We start from the raw sequence: 16,820 nt of genomic DNA on the forward strand, positions 1-16,820 counted from the left end.
GTCAGTCCTTCCGGTGGGCGAGCGACCACTTCTGGCCGTCCGCGGTGTCGGCCACCTCGATACCCGCCGCGACCAGTCGGTCACGGATGGCGTCGGCGGTGGCGAAATCCTTGTCGGCCCGTGCCTGAGCGCGGGCCTCGAGCTCCGCGCGGACGAGGAGGTCGAGGGCGGTGAGGGCGGCGTCATCGCCGCCCGCGGCGGAGGTCCACTGCGGGTCGAGCGGGTCGACACCGAGTACCGCGGTCATCGCCCGGACGGACGAGGCCGCGGTAAGCGCCGCTTCCGTGTCTCCCGCCGACAGCGCGGTGTTGCCGGCCCGCACCCGACCGTGGATCTCCGCCAGCGCGGCGGGCACCCCCAGATCGTCGTCCATCGCGGCGGCGAACGCCTCCGTCCACTCACCGACGGGCACCCCGGCGTCCGGCCCCGTGCCCGACTTGACGGCCTCGTCCACCCGCTGCACGAACGCCTCGATCCGCCGGTACGCGGCGGCCGCCTCCTGCAGTGCTTCGGGAGAGTATTCCAGCATCGAGCGGTAATGCGCACTTCCGAGGTAGTAGCGGAGTTCCACCGGCCGGACGGCGGTGAGGATGTTCGGCACGCTGAGCACGTTGCCGAGCGACTTGCTCATCTTCTCGCCGGCCATCGTCACCCAGCCGTTGTGCAGCCAGTAGCGGGCGAATCCGTCGCCGGCGGCGTGGGACTGCGCGGCCTCGTTCTCGTGGTGCGGGAACTGCAGGTCGAGCCCGCCGCCGTGGATGTCGAAAGTGCCGCCCAGGTACCAGGTGGCCATGGCCGAGCACTCGAGGTGCCAGCCGGGCCGACCGTCGCCCCAGGGGGTGGGCCAGCTGGGTTCGCCGGGCTTGGCGGCCTTCCACAGGGCGAAGTCGCGGGGGTCCCGCTTGCCGCGAAGGTCGGCGGACTCGCCCTGGTCGACCTCGTCGAGCCGGTGGCCGGACAGGTGCCCGTAGTCGCCCTCGGGCGCGGCCGACCACGCCGCGACGTCGAAGTAGACGCTGCCCTCGGCCGGGTAGGCGTACCCGCGCTCGATGAGGCGTTCCATGTACTCGATCATCTGGGTCATGTGCCCGGTGGCGCGGGGTTCGGTGGACGGCGGTAGCACGCCGAGCGCGTCGTAGGCGCGGGTGAACTCGCGTTCGTGGGTGGCGGCCCACTCCCACCAGGGGCGTCCGTTCTCGGCGGCCTTGGTGAGGATCTTGTCGTCGATGTCGGTGACGTTGCGCACGAACGCGACGTCGTAGCCGGTCGACAGCAGCCAGCGGCGCAGGATGTCGAACGCGACACCGGAGCGGACGTGGCCGATGTGGGGGACGGCCTGGGGGGTGGCTCCACAGAGGTAGACCGACGCGTGCCCTTCCCGGACGGGGGTGAACTCCCGGAGGGAGCGGGTGGCGGTGTCGTAGAGATGGAGCGTCACGGGGCCCGAGTCTACCGGTGCGCCCGCGTCAGGCCCGGTAGACCAGCGCCGTGGCGGCGGCGGAGACCCCCTCGCCGCGTCCCGTGAAGCCCATTCCGTCAGTGGTGGTGGCGGAGACGGAGACGGGTGCGCCGATGATCTCACCGAGCCGTCGTTCGGCCTCGACGCGTCGGGGGCCCATCTTGGGGCGGTTGCCGACCATCTGGACGGCGGCGTTGCCGATGATCCATCCGTGCCGAGCCAGTTCGTCGCACGCCTCGCGCAGCAGTCGTTCGCCGGAGACGTCGTCGTACTCGGGCCGCCCGGTTCCGACGAGAGCACCGAGGTCGCCGAGCCCGGCGGCCGACAGCAGGGCGTCGATCAGGGAGTGGGCCACGACGTCGCCGTCGGAGTGCCCCTCGCAGCCGTGGTCGTCGGGGAAGTGCAGGCAGGCCATCATGCAGGGCTTGCCCGGTTCGACGCGGTGGGCGTCGGTGCCGATCCCGACTCGGGGGATGACGGGTCCGGTCATTTCTCCTCCTGGGGGCCGACGTGGACGAGCGCGCCGGGGGCGGGCGCACCGGGGTCGAGTTCGGCGAGGGCCCGGGCGTGGTCATCGGCGGTGGTGATCTTGAACGCGAGCGGGTCGCCGGGGACCGTGGCGACGCGGTCGCCGGTCCGCTCGACGAGTCCTGCGTCGTCGGTGGTCACGTCCCCGGCGGCGTCGTAGGCGGCGAGCAGGACGTCGGGCGCGAAGCCCTGGGGCGTCTGAACGGCGCGGAGGGCGGCACGGTCGGGAGTGCCGACGACGTAGCCGTCAGCGTCGACCTGCTTGACGGTGTCGACGACCGGGAGGACGGGGACCACCGCGACCGCGCCGCCGCGAACGGCCGTCACCACGCGCCGGATCGCGTCGGGGGGCGTGAGGCAGCGCGCCGCGTCGTGCACGAGCAGGACGTCGTAGACCGCCGCGCGGGGGCGGCGTCGGTGGGCGGTCAGCGCCGCGAGACCGTTGCGCACCGAGTCGGTGCGCTCCGCGCCCCCGGTGGTGACGACGACGAGGTGGTCGTCGTCCCGGAGGTGGGCCAGCTCCGACTCGGCCTGTGCGACGCGGTCCGCGGGGACCACGGCGACGACGTCGTCGACGGCACCGGAGGTCAGCAGGCCGGCGACGGCCCGCTCGAGCATGGTGCGACCGTGTAGCTCGACGAACGCCTTGGGCAGTCCTGCTCCGAGCCGGACGCCGGATCCGGCCGCGGGGACGACGGCGGCCACCCTGCCCGTGCGGGCGGGGTGGCCGTCGATACCGTGTCCGGGCGCGTCCCCGGGCGTGCGCTGACCCGTCATGCCGTCTGGTGGGCGGCGGGTGTCACGCCGGGGCGGCGGAGCCCAGCACCTCGTCGAGGAGGGCGTCCGCACGCTCCTCGTCGGAGCGCTCGGCGAGCGCCAGCTCACCGACGAGCACCTGGCGCGCCTTGGCGAGCATCCGCTTCTCGCCGGCGGACAGGCCGCGGTCGAGGTCGCGGTGCCAGAGGTCACGGACGACCTCGGCCACCTTGTTGACGTCGCCGGAGGCGAGCTTCTCGCCGTTGGCCTTGTAGCGGCGGGACCAGTTGGTGGGCTCCTCCGCGTGCTCGGTGCGCAGGACCTCGAAGACCTTGTCGAGACCCGCCTGGTCCACGACGTCGCGCACGCCCACGTACTCGGCGTTCTCGGCCGGTACCTTCACCGTGAGGTCGCCCTGTGAGACCTTGAGGACGAGGTATTCCTTCTCGGTGCCCTTGACCGTCCGCATCTCGATCGCCTGAATGGTGGCGGCGCCGTGATGCGGGTAGACGACGGTGTCGCCGACCTTGAACTCCATGAGTGGCTTTCCCCTTTCGACTTACCTATCTTAGCACGCCCTCAGTGCAGGCGTTTTCCGTTTGCGCAGGTCAGCAACCTGCCGGGCGTGACGGCACGTTCGCGGGGGCGGGAACGGGATACTCTGCCGCAGGTCCGGACCCGCAGTGGACTACGATGAGACCGGCCTGAGAGACGACCATCCCCGAGGAGCCTGACGTGACTTCACCGAACACCGGCCTGCGCCGCACCGCGCTCGTAGTCCTGGCCGTGGGCGCCGCCCTCGGGGCGTCGGCCTGCAGCGCCGGCCAGGTCTCGCAGACGGCCAACCAGGTCGCCGCGGTCGACGGTGGACGCGGTGAGGCCGGCGACCTCGCGGTCAACGACCTGCAGGTGGTCGTCCCCGAGAACGGCGGGGAGGCCCGCGTCGGTTTCGTCGCCTCCTTCAGCGGCCACGGCCTGGGTGAGCCCGTCTCCCTGGACAGCGTCCAGATCGACGGGACCCCCGTCCAACTCGGTGAGACTCAGCCGCTCGAGCGTGGCTGCTCGATCGTGGTCGACGCCCGCGAGAACGCCGAGCCCGTCCCGGTCGAGGGCGTGTGCGTCGAGCAGACCACCGCCACCCTGCCGTCGGCGGAGGACCTGCACATCGGCACCTCGGTGCCCGCCACCGTCTCCTTCTCGAACGGCGACCGCATCGAGACCAGGGCCGCCGTCGTCGGTGAGATCCTCGAGGCTGGCGAGTACACCCGTCCGGCGGAGTTCGTCGGCGAGTCCGAGGGGCACTGACACGTCCGCCCTCTCCGCCCGCTCGGCTGACGGTTCGTCGGTCGACCCCGAGATGCGCGCCGTGCTGCGCCGTCTCGCCCCGGGCACGGCGCTGCGTGACGCACTCGACCGGATCCGTCGCAGCGGCACCGGTGGCCTCGTGGTGCTCGGCGACGACCCGGTCGTCCGGGCCGTCTGCGACGGCGGCGTGGAACTCGACGTCGAGTTCACCCCGGCCCGCCTGCGAGAACTGAGCAAGATGGACGGCGCGGTCGTGCTCTCCACCGATGGTTCCCGCATCACCCGTGCCAACGTCCATCTCGTGCCGGATCCTTCGCTGCCCGCCGTCGAGACGGGCACCCGACACCGCGCCGCGGAGCGGACGGCCGCGCACACCGGCGTGCCCACCGTCGCCGTTTCGGCGTCGATGACCACGGTCACCGTCTACGCTGGCGGTCTGGCCCGCGTGCTCGCGGACCCGGTCGTGCTGCTCGCGCGCGCCGACCAGACGGTCGCGACCATGGAGCGTCACGGTGCCCACGCCGCCCGCGCCCGCGCCCGACTCGACCGGGCGGAGATGGGCGACTACGCCTCCGTCCGCGACGTGGTGGCCATGGCCCAGCGATTGCTCCGCCTCGAGCGCCTGGGCGCCGAGCTCGCCGAGCTCACCGTGGAGATGGGCGAGTACGGCCGGCAGACCGCTCTCCAGCTGGAGGAGCTGCTCTCCGACACCCCGGATGAACTGCGGGGTCTCGTGGCCGACCACCTGCGGGTCGAGCCCGTCGACGGTGATCGCCGCCCCGTCCCGACCGCCGAGCAGATCGAGGTCGGGCTCGAGCGGCTGGCCGCACTCTCCGACGCCGACCTCCTCCTGCCCGCTCCGGTGGCGCGCTGCCTGGGGCTGCCGGCCGAGCCCGAGGATCTCGACGACCACGTGACCGCCCGGGGGTACCGCATGCTGACGCACATCCCGCGCCTGCGGCCGGTGCAGATCACGGCCCTCGTCGAGCGCTTCGGCTCGGTCCCGGCGCTGCTCTCGGCCGAGCAGTCGGACTTCGCGGACGTCGAGGGCGTCGGCGCGCTGTGGGCGCGGCACGTCCACCAGCGCCTCACGGGCCTGGGCATCGTCTGACCCGGGCGCGGCTCAGGACTCGGGGGCCTCGACGACGTTGAACGTGGCCGCCGGGCTGAAGACGTTCCCGACCAGCGCGTACACCTGGTACGCGCCCACCTCCACGGGCGTGCGGTCTGCCTCGGAGCACGCGCCCTCCGCCGAGCGGCGGCCGGTCCAGTCGATCTGCCGCGGCTCGGGCTCGTCGGGACGCAACTCGACCTCGTCCTCGTCGCGCGGGGTCGTGCAGTCGATGCTCGACCACACCTTGGAGTTGTCGTCCAGGCGGTACACCTCGAACGACAGCGGCGCCTCCGCCAGATCGCGGTCGCAGGTGGTGTCCGAGACGTTGACGATGTTCACGAAGAACCGCACGTCCTGCCCCACCGCCACGTTCGGCTCGGCGGGCCAGACGTCCAGGCGCAGGTCCTCGTCCGCGCACCGGCCCCGCGAGGCACCACCGTCGTCGTCGCGCGACGAGGTCTCGGTGGTCGACGTCTCCGAAGTGGCCACCGGCTCAGTGGAGCCCGCGTCGCCGGTGGCGGTCTCCTGGGTGTCCGTGCCGGTGTCCCGCGAGGCGAGGAAGAGCGCGAGCACCACGACCAGGGCGGCGACGACCGCGACGACCACCGCGGCGACGCGGCGACGCACATAGACTTCACGCGGAAGGGGGCCCTGGGGTTCGTGCACGTGCCCAACTCTAGAGCCGAGCCCGCGCCCCGTCGGACCTGCGGCGCGGCGTGTCCCCCAGACGGCACCGCCGGTGGGTGGCCGCTAGACCGCGACCATCTCCTCGCCCGGGCCGTGCGGGACGTCCTGGACGTCTCCGATGGCGCTGCGGAGGTACGCGTGACCGTCGGAGAGCTTGTAGGTGACCCCGACGATCGCCAGGCGGCCCTCGTCGATCCGGTCGCTGATGATCTTGGACCGCTGCTTGAGCAGTTCGCCCGTCTCCAGCACGTGGCGCGCCTCGAAGTCGTCTGTCGTGCTCAGTCCCTCGCGACGGCCGTTGAGGATCGACGGCGACACCTTCTCGACCACGTCACGCAGGAAACCGGGCGGGATCTCCCCGGTCGCCAACGCGTCCGTGGTGGCCTTCACCGCGCCACAGCTGTCGTGGCCCAGCACGACGATCAGAGGGGTGTCGAGCACGTACACGGCGTACTCGATGGACCCGAGCACCGCGGTGTCGATGATGTGACCCGCCGTGCGGATGACGAACAGGTCACCGAGACCCTGGTCGAAGATGATCTCGGCCGCCACCCGCGAGTCGGAGCACCCGAACAGCACCGCCTTGGGGTGCTGCGCGGCGACGAGCTTCTCGCGCCGCTCGGTATTCTGACTCGGATGACGCATCTGGCCCTCGACGAACCGGTGGTTGCCGTCGCGCAGCGAGGCCCAGGCACTGATCGGGTTGGTATGAGGCATGTCTCACATTGTGCACGTACCTTCCGGAGGGATCATCGGTGACCTCCCCCGGGGCCCACGGCATCGACACTCCCTCCCTGCTCTCCTGGTTCTCCGGTGCCGGCCGTCCCCTGCCTTGGCGCGAGGACGGCGTGAGCGCCTGGGAGATCCTGTTGTGTGAGGTGATGAGTCAGCAGACGCCCGTCGCCCGGGTCGAGCCGGTCTGGCGCGACTGGCTCGCGCGGTGGCCGGGCCCGGCCGAACTCGCCGCCGCCGCCCCCGCGGACGTGATCCGCATGTGGGGCAAACTCGGCTACCCGCGGCGGGCGTTGCGACTGCGGGAGTGCGCTGCCGTCGTCGTCGAGAAGTTCCACGGCGAGGTCCCCACCGAGGTCGAAGACCTCCTCACGCTCCCCGGTGTCGGCGACTACACCGCGCGCGCCGTCGCCTGCTTCGCCCACGGGCAGGCGGTACCGGTGGTCGACACCAACGTGCGGCGCGTCGTCGCCCGGGCGGTCAACGGGGTCGCCGAGGCCGGGCCGCCGTCGATCCGGCGCGACCTCGCCGCCGTGGAGGCGCTGCTCCCCGACGAATGCCAGGAGGCGGTGACGTTCTCGGTCGCGATGATGGAACTGGGCGCGCTCGTGTGCACCGCGCGGAGCCCCGACTGCGACGCCTGTCCGCTCGCCGCATCGTGCGCGTGGGTCGCCGCCGGCAGACCCGCGTGGGACGGGCCCCGCCGCAAGGCGCAGACGTACGCGGGCACCGACCGGCAGGTGCGCGGCCTACTGCTGGACGTGCTGCGCGACGGCGACGGCACCGCCACCGCCGCGCGTCTGGTCGCCGTGTGGCCGGACACGGTCCAACGCGACCGCGCGCTGGACTCCCTGTTGGCCGACGGACTCGTGGTGCGGACCGGGGAACGGTACTCACTGCCCGCGTAGCCGACTGAGGGTAGGCTCACCTGCATGGCCGTCGTGAAGATCAACGCCCTCAACGTCCCGCCGCAGGCCGGTGCCGAGCTCGAGCGCCGCTTCTCCGAGCGCGCCCACACGGTGGAGAACTCCCCCGGTTTCCTCGGCTTCCAGCTGCTGCGTCCCACCGGCGGGGAGACCCGCTACTTCGTGGTGACCATGTGGGAGGACGACGAATCGTTCGCCGCCTGGCGCGACGGGGACGCCCGCGCCGCCCACGCCGGCCAGCGGGGCGAGCCCGTCGCCGAGGGTGCCAACCTGCTGGAGTTCGACGTCGTGATGGACGTCAAGCCCTCCGCCTCCGCCTGATACCAGCCGCGCCTCCCGCACCGCACGCCGCGCATCCCTCGTATGGACCGGATCGCCGAGCAGCCCTTCGCCCTCGCGTTCAGCACGCTGTTCGTGATCGTCATGCTGCGCGCCAACGCCACCTACTGGCTCGGCCGGGGCGCGCTCCGCGGCGGCCGGCTCAGCGGGCGGTTCGCCCACCGGCTCGAGGGACCGACCATGCAGCGCGCCCAGCGGCTGTCCGCCCGCTACGGCGTACTCGCGGTACCACTGTCCTTCCTCACGGTGGGAGTGCAGACCGCCATCAACTTCAGCGCCGGCTTCACCGTGATGCCACTGCGGAGGTACCTGCCCGCAGTCACCGTCGGGTGCGTGCTGTGGGCCCTGCTGTATTCCACCGTCGGCATGGTCGGCTGGGCAGCGATCGCCCCCCTCTGGCACCGCGTCACCGCCTGACCGGGCCCGCGGATGTGCGGCGGGTGCGGCGGCCGGTGCGGCGGCGGGCTCAGGGCAGCGGTCCGACCACCGGAGCGAGGTCCTCGGCCAAGCGGTCGTCAGCGAGTGCCGCGACGTCCACCGGATCGATCTGACCGTCCTCGGTGAACACGTCCGCGAGTTCCTGCTAGCGGGCGAGCGTGTCCGCGAGCGCCACCGGCTGTCGCGTGCTGCGGCCCTGGGACAACTCCGCCGCCTCCGGGGTCAGGCCCACCGCCTCGCCGTAGAACCGCGCCCACTCCTGCGGGTGCTCGGCGGTCCACGTGCCCGCCTCGGCGAGGCGGACGAGCGGGTCCGCTATCGCCGTCTGGCGGCGGGAGTCGCCGAGCGCGTCATGCGAGGCCAGGCTGAACCAGAAGCCGTTGCCCGCGCCCGCCGCGGACGCGAGCGTCCTCGTCTCGGACGTCGTCTGTGCGATCGCGGTGTAGGGATCCCAGATCGCCCACGCGTCGGCGTCGCCGCGCGCGAAGGCCGAACCCGCCTCGGCGGGCTGGAGGAAGACGAAGGTGGAGAATTCGTTCTCGTACGGGAGGTCCTGCAGCTGTCCGGCCGCGGTGAGGATCCCGCGTTGCTGAGCTTTCAACGTGGGGATCTCCTCGTCGAGCCCTGGGCGCCGTCCTCGAGGCGGGAGACCACGTGCTGGTGATCGCCCGATTGCTGGACGCCTGGTTCCGCGCCACCGGCGTGGACACCCGCAGACGCAGGAAGGCCCCCGCCGTGTGGCGGGGGCCTTCACTATGTCAGGCGCCGGAGGCGATCAGGTGGTGGCCGGAGCAGCGCCGCCGCCGCTGCCCGAGGGGCCTCCGGTGGCGCCGCCACCGAAGCCGGAGCTCGGCGGCAGGGAGTCGCCCGGGCCGGCCTCGCCGGTGGGCGCCACGCTCGCCGAGATCTCCTCGCCCTGGCGGTCCTGCGGGGCGTCCGGGCGGGGAGCACCGGTGAAGGTGAACTTGGCGTCCTCGGTGCGCTCGGACTCGCCGTCCCAGCCCTCGACGTCGACCTTCACCAGCTCGCCGGCCGCGACCTCGCCGAAGAGGATCTTCTCCGAGAGGGTGTCCTCGATCTCGCGCTGGATCGTGCGACGCAACGGCCGCGCGCCCAGGACCGGGTCGAACCCGCGCTTGGCGAGCAGGCTCTTGGCCCGATCGGAGACCTCGATGTCCATGTCCTTGGTCTTCAGGGCGTCCCGGACACGGCCGATCATGAGGTCGACCATCTGGACGATCTGCTCCTGCGTGAGCTGGTGGAACACCACGATCTCGTCGATGCGGTTGAGGAACTCCGGGCGGAAGTGCTTCTTCAGCTCGTCGTTGACCTTCTGCTTCATCCGCTCGTAGGCGTCCTCGGTGTTGTCGGAGGACTGGAAGCCCATCCCGACGGCCTTGGAGATGTCCTTGGTCCCGAGGTTCGAGGTGAAGATCAGCACGGTGTTCTTGAAGTCCACCATGCGTCCCTGACCGTCGGTGAGACGGCCGTCCTCCAGCACCTGGAGGAGGGTGTTGTAGATCTCGGAGTGCGCCTTCTCGATCTCGTCGAACAGGACGACCGAGAACGGCTTGCGCCGCACCTTCTCCGTGAGCTGGCCACCCTCCTCGTAACCGACGTACCCGGGGGGCGCACCGAAGAGCCGCGAGGCGGTGAAGCGGTCGTGGAACTCGCCCATGTCGATCTGGATGAGCGCGTCGTCCTCACCGAACAGGAAGTTCGCGAGCGCCTTGGACAGCTCCGTCTTACCCACGCCGGACGGGCCGGCGAAGATGAACGAGCCCGAGGGACGCTTGGGATCCTTGAGCCCGGCACGCGTCCGGCGGATCGCCCGGGAGACGGCCTTGATGGCGTCCTCCTGGCCGATGATCCGCTTGTGCAGCTCGTCCTCCATGCGGAGCAGACGGGTGGTCTCCTCCTCGGTGAGCTTGAAGACGGGGATGCCGGTCCAGTTGCCCAGGACCTCGGCGATCTGCTCTTCGTCCACCACGGCGGCCACGTCCATGTCACCGGCGCGCCACTGCTTCTCGCGCTCGGCGCGCTCGGCGATGAGCTTCTTCTCCGTGTCGCGCAGGCCGGCGGCCTTCTCGAAGTCCTGCGCGTCGATCGCGGACTCCTTCTCGCGGCGGGTCTCGGCGATCTTCTCGTCGAACTCGCGCAGGTCCGGCGGAGCCGTCATCCGCTTGATGCGCATGCGGGCACCGGCCTCGTCGATGAGGTCGATCGCCTTGTCCGGCAGGAAGCGGTCGTTGATGTACCGGTCCGCGAGCTGGGCGGCGGCGGCCAGCGCCGCGTCGGTGATCGTGACGCGGTGGTGCGCCTCGTAGCGGTCCCGCAGACCCTTGAGGATCTCGATGGACAGCTCGACGCCCGGCTCGGGAACCTGAACGGGCTGGAAGCGCCGCTCGAGGGCCGCGTCCTTCTCGATGTGCTTGCGGTACTCCTCGAGCGTGGTGGCACCGATGGTCTGCAGCTCACCGCGGGCCAGCTTGGGCTTGAGGATCGACGCGGCATCGATCGCGCCCTCCGCGGCTCCCGCGCCGACGAGCGTGTGGATCTCGTCGATGAACAGGATGATGTCGCCGCGCTGGTTGATCTCCTTGAGCACCTTCTTCAGACGCTCCTCGAAGTCACCGCGGTAGCGGGAACCGGCCACGAGTGAGCCCAGGTCCAGCGAGTAGAGCTGCTTGTCCTTGAGGGTCTCGGGGACCTCGTTGTTGACGATGGCCTGCGCGAGGCCCTCGACGACCGCGGTCTTACCGACGCCGGGCTCACCGATGAGCACCGGGTTGTTCTTGGTGCGCCGGGAGAGCACCTGCATGATGCGCTCCACCTCCTTGGCGCGACCGACGACCGGGTCGAGCTTGCCCTCCATGGCGGCCTGGGTGAGGTTGCGGCCGAACTGGTCCAGGACCGTCGACGAGGACGGGGTCCCGGACTCGCGGCCACCGGTGCCCGCGGGTGTCCCGGAGGCCTCGGCCTCCTTACCCTGGTAACCGGAGAGAAGCTGGATGACCTGCTGGCGGACCCGCGTGAGGTCGGCGCCGAGCTTGACCAGCACCTGGGCGGCCACGCCCTCGCCCTCGCGGATCAGGCCGAGCAGGATGTGCTCGGTGCCGATGTAGTTGTGGCCGAGCTGGAGCGCCTCCCGCAGGCTCAGTTCCAGCACCTTCTTGGCGCGCGGCGTGAACGGGATGTGCCCGCTGGGCGCCTGCTGGCCCTGGCCGATGATCTCCTCGACCTGACTCCGCACCGCTTCCAGCGAGATCCCGAGGGACTCGAGGGCCTTGGCGGCCACTCCCTCACCCTCATGGATGAGACCCAGCAGGATGTGCTCGGTGCCGATGTAATTGTGGTTGAGCATCCTGGCCTCTTCCTGGGCCAGGACGACGACGCGACGCGCGCGGTCGGTAAACCGTTCGAACATCGTGCTACCTCACATTCCTCGGTTTTTCACCACTGTAGTGGCCGGTTCTGGCGCTCTGCACCGCAGGAGCAGCACGAGGCCCGTCACCAGTGTTCAACGCGGCAGGTCGGGGATCGATTGCATGATCGTGTACGCCGTCAGCGAACGCCACGCATCGGGCCGGTTCGCCGGCCACTAGGGTCATCTCCATGAGCTACGCGATCGGCGGCGAGGCCCCGTGAGCGCGTTCGATCTCGACCGCATCGGCCGCGGTCTGCCGTTCGCCCGGGCTCTTCCGGCCCTGCGGGACGCCCTCGCCACGGCGGGTACCGCGGTGGTGCAGGCACCGCCCGGCACCGGCAAGACGACCCTCGTCCCGCCCGCGGTCGCCGTCGCCGACGGGGTGTCGGGACGGGTGATCGTCACCCAGCCCCGTCGGGTCGCCGCCCGCTCGGCGGCGCGGCGACTGGCTGCACTCACGGGGACCGGACCCGGGGGCGTGGTGGGCTACACGGTCCGTGGGGACTCGCGCGTCGGCAGGGACACCCTCGTCGAGTTCGTCACTCCGGGGGTACTGGTGCGTCGGTTGATCGCCGATCCCGACCTGCCCGGCGTCGGGGCCGTGGTGCTCGACGAGGTCCACGAACGCGACGTCGAGTCCGACCTGGCCTTCGCACTGCTGTGTGAGGTGCGGCAGCTGCGCGACGACCTGCCGGTGGTGGCGATGTCCGCGACGGTCGAGGCGGGACGCTTCGCCCGGCTGCTCGGCGGCGGGACCGCGGCCGAGGAGCCCGGGGCGGGTTCCGCGGCGCCCGTCGTCGACGTGCCTGCGGAATCGCACCCCCTGGAGATCCGGTACGCCCCACCGCCGACCGCCCGCCTGGACGCCCGCGGGGTCGCCGACGGCTTTCTCGATCACGTGGCGGCGGTGACGGCACACGAGGTGACCGTGAGCGGGGTCGACGCCCTGGTGTTCCTGCCGGGTGTGCGCGAGATCGAGCGCGTGGTGCGGTCGCTCGCCGCGCGGCTGGGGGACGCGGTCGAGGTTCTACCTCTGCACGGCGGGCTGGACGCCGCCGCCCAGGACCGGGCGGTGTCCGGTTCCCGGAGCCGGAGCGGCGAAGGCGACACGGCGCTGCCGCGGATCGTGGTGTCGACCGACCTGGCGGAGTCCTCACTGACTGTGGCCGGGGTGCGGCTGGTGGTGGACGCGTGCCTGAGCCGCGAGCCGCGGCGAGACATCGCACGGGACATGACGGGGCTGGTGACGGTGTCGGCGTCGCGCGACTCGTGCGTGCAGCGCGCGGGCCGCGCCGCCCGCCTCGGCCCCGGGCTCGCGGTGCGCTGCCTGACCGAGCAGGAGTACGCGGGACTGGCCGCCCACCGCACGGCGGCGATCGCGACGTCGGACCTGACGACCTTCGCGCTGGACGTGGCCTGCTGGGGCGCGCCCCGGGCGGAGGGCCTGGCGCTGCCCGATCAGCCGCCGGCCGGGGAGATCACCCGCGCCGAGAGCGTGTTGCGCGGGCTCGGGGCGCTCGACGCCGACGGACGCGCCACGGACCGCGGGCGCGACCTCGCGCGGGTGCCCGCCGATCCCCGTCACGCCCGCGCACTGCTGGACGGCGCGGGACTCGTCGGTGCGGAGGTGGCCGCCGAGGTGGTCGCGCTGCTCGCGTCTGGTCGCCGTTCCCCCGGCGGCGACCTGACGGCGGATCTGCGTGCGCTGCGCGCGGGGCGGGCGCCGGACGCGGCGACGTGGGAGCGCGAGGCCCGGCGACTGGAGCGGATGGTCAGCGGACGATCCGGCGGCGCGGACCCGGCCGGGATGGAGTCGGACGACGCCGTCGGGACGGTCGTGGCGCTCGCCCACCCGGACCGCATCGCGCGCCGACGCGGCGACCAGTACACCTTCACTTCCGGGACCGGCGCGGTGTTGCCGCCGGGTTCCGGGCTGGCGGGCCACGACTGGCTCGCCGTCGCCGAGGTGGGACGTGCGGCCGGGCGCGCGGCCGGCGAGGCCGGCGCGGTGATCCGCGCCGCCGCCCCGATTGACCGGGAGGGCGCTGAGCGTGCGGCCTCGCACCTCCTCGACGACGACGAGACGGCCGTCTTCGACCGGGGTGCGGTCACGGGTCGACGCATCCGCCGGCTCGGGGCGATCGAACTCTCCTCCACTCCGGTGCGGCCCTCCCCCGCGGCCGCCCGGGAGGCGGTGTCGGCGGCGATCCGGGCCCGCGGGTTCGCCGCACTGGATCCCGACGACGACGCCGTCCGCCTGTGGTGCCGCCTCGCGCTGGTACGCCGCGAGCTCGGCGCGCCGTGGCCGGACGTGTCCGCGGCGGGACTCGCCGGCCGGCTGGACGACTGGCTCGCCCCGGAGATCGACGCCCTCGCCCATGGCTCCCGCTTCGCGGGACGGGACCTCGGCCCGGCCCTGCGACGCCTGCTGCCGTGGCCCGAGGCCGGTCGGCTCGACGAGCTCGTGCCCGACCGCCTGGAGGTGCCCTCCTCGTCGTCGTACCGCGTCGACTACCCCGCCGTCGGGACCGACGACCCGCCGGTGCTCGCGGTGAAGCTGCAGGAGTGCTTCGGCTGGACCACCTCGCCGCGCATCTGCGACGGCCGCATCCCGGTGACGGTCCACCTGCTCTCGCCCGCCGGACGGCCGCTCGCGGTGACGCGCGACCTCGGGTTCTTCTGGCGGGAGGCCTACCCAGCGGTCCGGGCCGAGATGCGCGGCCGTTATCCGCGGCACCCGTGGCCGGAGGACCCGATGACGGCCGAGCCGACGCGGCGCACCAACCGGCGCCGCTGACCCCGCGCGAGGTGGCTCTCCAGCGGTTTCCCGGTTAATATGTGATGGGCACCACACACGCGATCCGCGCCGGAAGGGTGATAACAGTGACCGCGTATACGCCCCCCTCCCCACACCGCTCCCCGCTGCCCACCCGGACCCCGTCCCGGACGAAGGTCGTTCCGCACGTGAGGAACCGCGTCGGCGCCCTCATCGCCGTCGCCGGCCTCGCCCTCGCACTGGTCAGCCTCTACCTGCCGTGGTTGCACACGGACGGCGGTGACCAGATCACCGCACTGGGCATCACGGAGATCATCGACGTGCGCAGTGTCGCCCCGGTGCTCTTCCTCGGCCTCGTCGTGCTGTTGTTCCTGGTGGGGGTCACCGCCGTGACGCGGCTCGGGGCTTTCGCCGCCGCGGGCGCCGTCGTCTCGTTGGTGGTGCTCGCCGCTCATCTCGCCTTCGTGTGGACACTCATGTCCTCCACCGGAAACGACGAACCGACCCTGTCCGGCCTCCCGACCGGCGCGTCAGTCACGTTCGGGCCGTGGGTCGCCGCGCTCGGGTTCGTCCTGGTGGCCGCCGGCTCGGCGTGGGCCGCACGCGCGGCTGACTACGTCTTCCCCGACGTCGAAGCCCACGGGGCTCACGGGACGCACGCAGACGAATGAGCAGCCGCCGCGCCGATCAGTCGCGCGGGAGCGGCTTGACCATCGGGAAAAGGATCGTCTCGCGGATGCCCAGCCCGGTCAGGGCCATGAGCAGCCGGTCGATCCCCATGCCGAGCCCGGTCGTCGGCGGCATGCCCTGCTCCATCGCGGCGAGGAAGTCCTCGTCGAGCACCATCGCCTCGTCGTCGCCGGCCGCGGCCAGGCGGGCCTGGTCCTCGAAGCGCTGTCGCTGGATCACCGGATCCACCAGCTCGGAGTAGCCGGTGGCCAACTCGAACCCGCGGACGTAGAGGTCCCACTTCTCCGTGACCCCGCGGTCGGTGCGGTGGTCGCGCGTCAGCGGGGAGGTCTCGACGGGGAAGTCACGGACGAACACGGGCCCCTCGAGCTGGTCAGCACACAGGTGCTCCCACAGTTCCTCGACGAGCTTGCCGTGTAGCCACCCCTTGCCACCGGGGACCTCCAGCCCGACCTTCCCGGCCAGTTCCGTGAGCTCGTCGACGGTCGACTCGACGGTGACGAGGTCCTCGTCGTCGTCACCGACCAGGTCCGGGTGCTTCGCCCGCAGCGCCTCGTTGAGGGACGGGTACATGCGCATCTCGCGCCACTGACCGCCCAGGTCGTACTCCGTGCCGTCGGCGAGCGTGACCGTGGTCGAGCCGAACACCGCGGTCGCGACCTCCTGGATGACCTCGCGGATCATCGTGGCCGAGGTGTCGTAGTCGCCGTACGCCTGATACGTCTCCAACATCGCGAACTCCGGGCTGTGGGAGGAGTCCACGCCCTCGTTGCGGAAGTTGCGGTTGATCTCGAAGACGCGCTCGATCCCGCCCACCACGCAACGCTTGAGGTACAGCTCGGGCGCGATGCGCAGGTACAGGTCCAGGTCCAGCGCGTTGGAGTGGGTGACGAACGGCCGGGCCGCGGCGCCGCCGTGCAGCGTCTGCAGCATCGGCGTCTCCACCTCGAGAAAGCCGCGCTTCTCCAGCGCGTCACGCAGCGCGCGCACGACCTTGATCCGCGTCAGCGCGTTGCGGCGCGCCGTGTCGCGCATGATGAGGTCGGTGTAGCGCTGGCGGACGCGCGTGTCCTCGCTCAGTTCCCTGTGCGCGACCGGAAGCGGGCGCAGCGCCTTGGACGCCAGCACCCACTCGTCGGCCATCACCGACAGCTCCCCGCGCTTGGACCGCACCACACGGCCCGTCACCGAGACGTGGTCGCCGAGGTCGACGTCCTGCTTCCACGCGTCGAGCCGCTCCTGACCCACGTTGGCCAGCGACAGCATGGCCTGCAGCTGCGGGGTCAGCGGCCCGGATCCGCTCTCCGGCACCGTGGTGGACAGGTCCGCCGACGGGTCGACCCCGTCCTGGAGCCGGACGAAGCACAGCTTCCCGGTGTTGCGGATGAACAGCACCCGGCCGGCCACCGACACCACGACGTCGGTCTCCTCCCCCGGCTCCAACGCGGCGAAGCGCGGGTCCGAGGCGATCTCGGCGAGCCCGTGGGTGCGGGGGACCTCGACGGGGTACGCCTGCTCTCCGGAGTCGAGGAGGCGCTGCCGCTTGTCGCGGCGGATACGCAGCTGCTCAGGGGTGTCGTCGGCGGGCTCACCGGTGGCGGCCCCGGGCGCGGCGGGAGTCGAGTCGGTCACGACTGACGAGG

General features: G+C 71.9%; 16 protein-coding genes. 7 read left to right on the forward strand and 9 right to left on the reverse strand.

Going from position 1 to position 16,820, the window contains the following annotated elements:
- Position 1: 1 nt before the first annotated feature.
- The 4 genes from cysS to DCI01S_RS00480 are packed head-to-tail and all read right to left on the reverse strand — an operon-like array spanning position 2 to position 3,281.
- Positions 2-1,438 (reverse strand): cysteine--tRNA ligase, encoded by a 1,437-nt coding sequence (gene cysS / locus DCI01S_RS00465; RefSeq protein WP_061227458.1) that lies wholly within the window; start codon positions 1,436-1,438, stop codon positions 2-4.
- A 28-nt stretch (positions 1,439-1,466) separates the two neighbouring features.
- Positions 1,467-1,949: a 2-C-methyl-D-erythritol 2,4-cyclodiphosphate synthase gene (gene ispF, locus DCI01S_RS00470; protein WP_061227459.1), complete on the reverse strand. Its 483-nt coding sequence runs from the start codon at positions 1,947-1,949 to the stop codon at positions 1,467-1,469.
- Complete coding sequence (ispD, locus tag DCI01S_RS00475; protein ID WP_244881614.1) at positions 1,946-2,764, reverse strand: 2-C-methyl-D-erythritol 4-phosphate cytidylyltransferase; 819 nt, start codon at positions 2,762-2,764, stop codon at positions 1,946-1,948. Before ispD ends, ispF begins: the two co-directional genes overlap by 4 nt.
- 22 nt (positions 2,765-2,786) lie before the next feature.
- Positions 2,787-3,281, reverse strand: coding sequence for a CarD family transcriptional regulator (locus DCI01S_RS00480; RefSeq protein ID WP_061227460.1), 495 nt, complete (start codon positions 3,279-3,281; stop codon positions 2,787-2,789).
- A gap of 197 nt (positions 3,282-3,478) precedes the next feature.
- On the opposite strand from DCI01S_RS00480, the gene DCI01S_RS00485 reads away from it, so the two are divergent.
- Together DCI01S_RS00485 and disA are read left to right on the forward strand one after the other, a co-directional pair.
- Positions 3,479-4,048, forward strand: coding sequence for a hypothetical protein (locus DCI01S_RS00485; protein WP_061227461.1), 570 nt, complete (start codon positions 3,479-3,481; stop codon positions 4,046-4,048).
- Between the two features lie 52 nt (positions 4,049-4,100).
- On the forward strand, positions 4,101-5,159 hold the full coding sequence (disA, locus tag DCI01S_RS00490) for a DNA integrity scanning diadenylate cyclase DisA (protein WP_061227462.1): 1,059 nt from the start codon (positions 4,101-4,103) through the stop codon (positions 5,157-5,159).
- Positions 5,160-5,171: 12 nt separating this feature from the next.
- On the opposite strand, the gene DCI01S_RS00495 is transcribed toward disA, so the two are convergent.
- On the reverse strand, positions 5,172-5,828 hold the full coding sequence (locus DCI01S_RS00495) for a hypothetical protein (protein ID WP_061227463.1): 657 nt from the start codon (positions 5,826-5,828) through the stop codon (positions 5,172-5,174).
- An 84-nt stretch (positions 5,829-5,912) separates the two neighbouring features.
- Positions 5,913-6,566: a carbonic anhydrase gene (locus DCI01S_RS00500; protein WP_061227464.1), complete on the reverse strand. Its 654-nt coding sequence runs from the start codon at positions 6,564-6,566 to the stop codon at positions 5,913-5,915.
- A gap of 38 nt (positions 6,567-6,604) precedes the next feature.
- Between DCI01S_RS00500 and DCI01S_RS00505 the strand changes: the two genes are divergently transcribed.
- From DCI01S_RS00505 to DCI01S_RS00515, 3 genes are read left to right on the forward strand one after another with little or no spacing between them, the layout of a single operon-like run.
- Entirely contained in the window at positions 6,605-7,489 is an 885-nt protein-coding gene (locus tag DCI01S_RS00505; protein ID WP_274532671.1) for an iron-sulfur binding domain-containing protein, read from the forward strand.
- A gap of 24 nt (positions 7,490-7,513) precedes the next feature.
- On the forward strand, positions 7,514-7,828 hold the full coding sequence (locus DCI01S_RS00510; protein WP_061227465.1) for an antibiotic biosynthesis monooxygenase family protein: 315 nt from the start codon (positions 7,514-7,516) through the stop codon (positions 7,826-7,828).
- A 42-nt stretch (positions 7,829-7,870) separates the two neighbouring features.
- Positions 7,871-8,263: a DedA family protein gene (locus DCI01S_RS00515; RefSeq protein ID WP_061227466.1), complete on the forward strand. Its 393-nt coding sequence runs from the start codon at positions 7,871-7,873 to the stop codon at positions 8,261-8,263.
- Positions 8,264-8,429: 166 nt separating this feature from the next.
- Here the strand turns inward: DCI01S_RS00515 and DCI01S_RS00520 are convergent, their stop codons facing one another.
- Together DCI01S_RS00520 and DCI01S_RS00525 are read right to left on the reverse strand one after the other, a co-directional pair.
- Positions 8,430-8,885, reverse strand: a complete 456-nt coding sequence (locus DCI01S_RS00520) for a type 2 periplasmic-binding domain-containing protein (RefSeq protein WP_244881615.1) — start codon at positions 8,883-8,885, stop codon at positions 8,430-8,432.
- A 174-nt stretch (positions 8,886-9,059) separates the two neighbouring features.
- Positions 9,060-11,711 (reverse strand): ATP-dependent Clp protease ATP-binding subunit, encoded by a 2,652-nt coding sequence (locus DCI01S_RS00525; protein WP_061227467.1) that lies wholly within the window; start codon positions 11,709-11,711, stop codon positions 9,060-9,062.
- Between the two features lie 217 nt (positions 11,712-11,928).
- Between DCI01S_RS00525 and hrpB the strand changes: the two genes are divergently transcribed.
- Positions 11,929-14,508 (forward strand): ATP-dependent helicase HrpB, encoded by a 2,580-nt coding sequence (hrpB, locus tag DCI01S_RS00530; RefSeq protein ID WP_061227468.1) that lies wholly within the window; start codon positions 11,929-11,931, stop codon positions 14,506-14,508.
- A 167-nt stretch (positions 14,509-14,675) separates the two neighbouring features.
- A complete protein-coding gene (locus tag DCI01S_RS00535; RefSeq protein ID WP_082767559.1) occupies positions 14,676-15,158 on the forward strand; it encodes a hypothetical protein in 483 nt (160 codons plus the stop codon).
- Between the two features lie 16 nt (positions 15,159-15,174).
- On the opposite strand, the gene lysS is transcribed toward DCI01S_RS00535, so the two are convergent.
- Positions 15,175-16,809 (reverse strand): lysine--tRNA ligase, encoded by a 1,635-nt coding sequence (gene lysS, locus DCI01S_RS00540; RefSeq protein ID WP_061227470.1) that lies wholly within the window; start codon positions 16,807-16,809, stop codon positions 15,175-15,177.
- Between the last annotated feature and the right edge of the window lie 11 nt (positions 16,810-16,820).

Source organism: Dietzia cinnamea NBRC 102147 (assembly GCF_001571065.1).
Taxonomy (GTDB): Bacteria; Actinomycetota; Actinomycetes; order Mycobacteriales; family Mycobacteriaceae; genus Dietzia; species Dietzia cinnamea.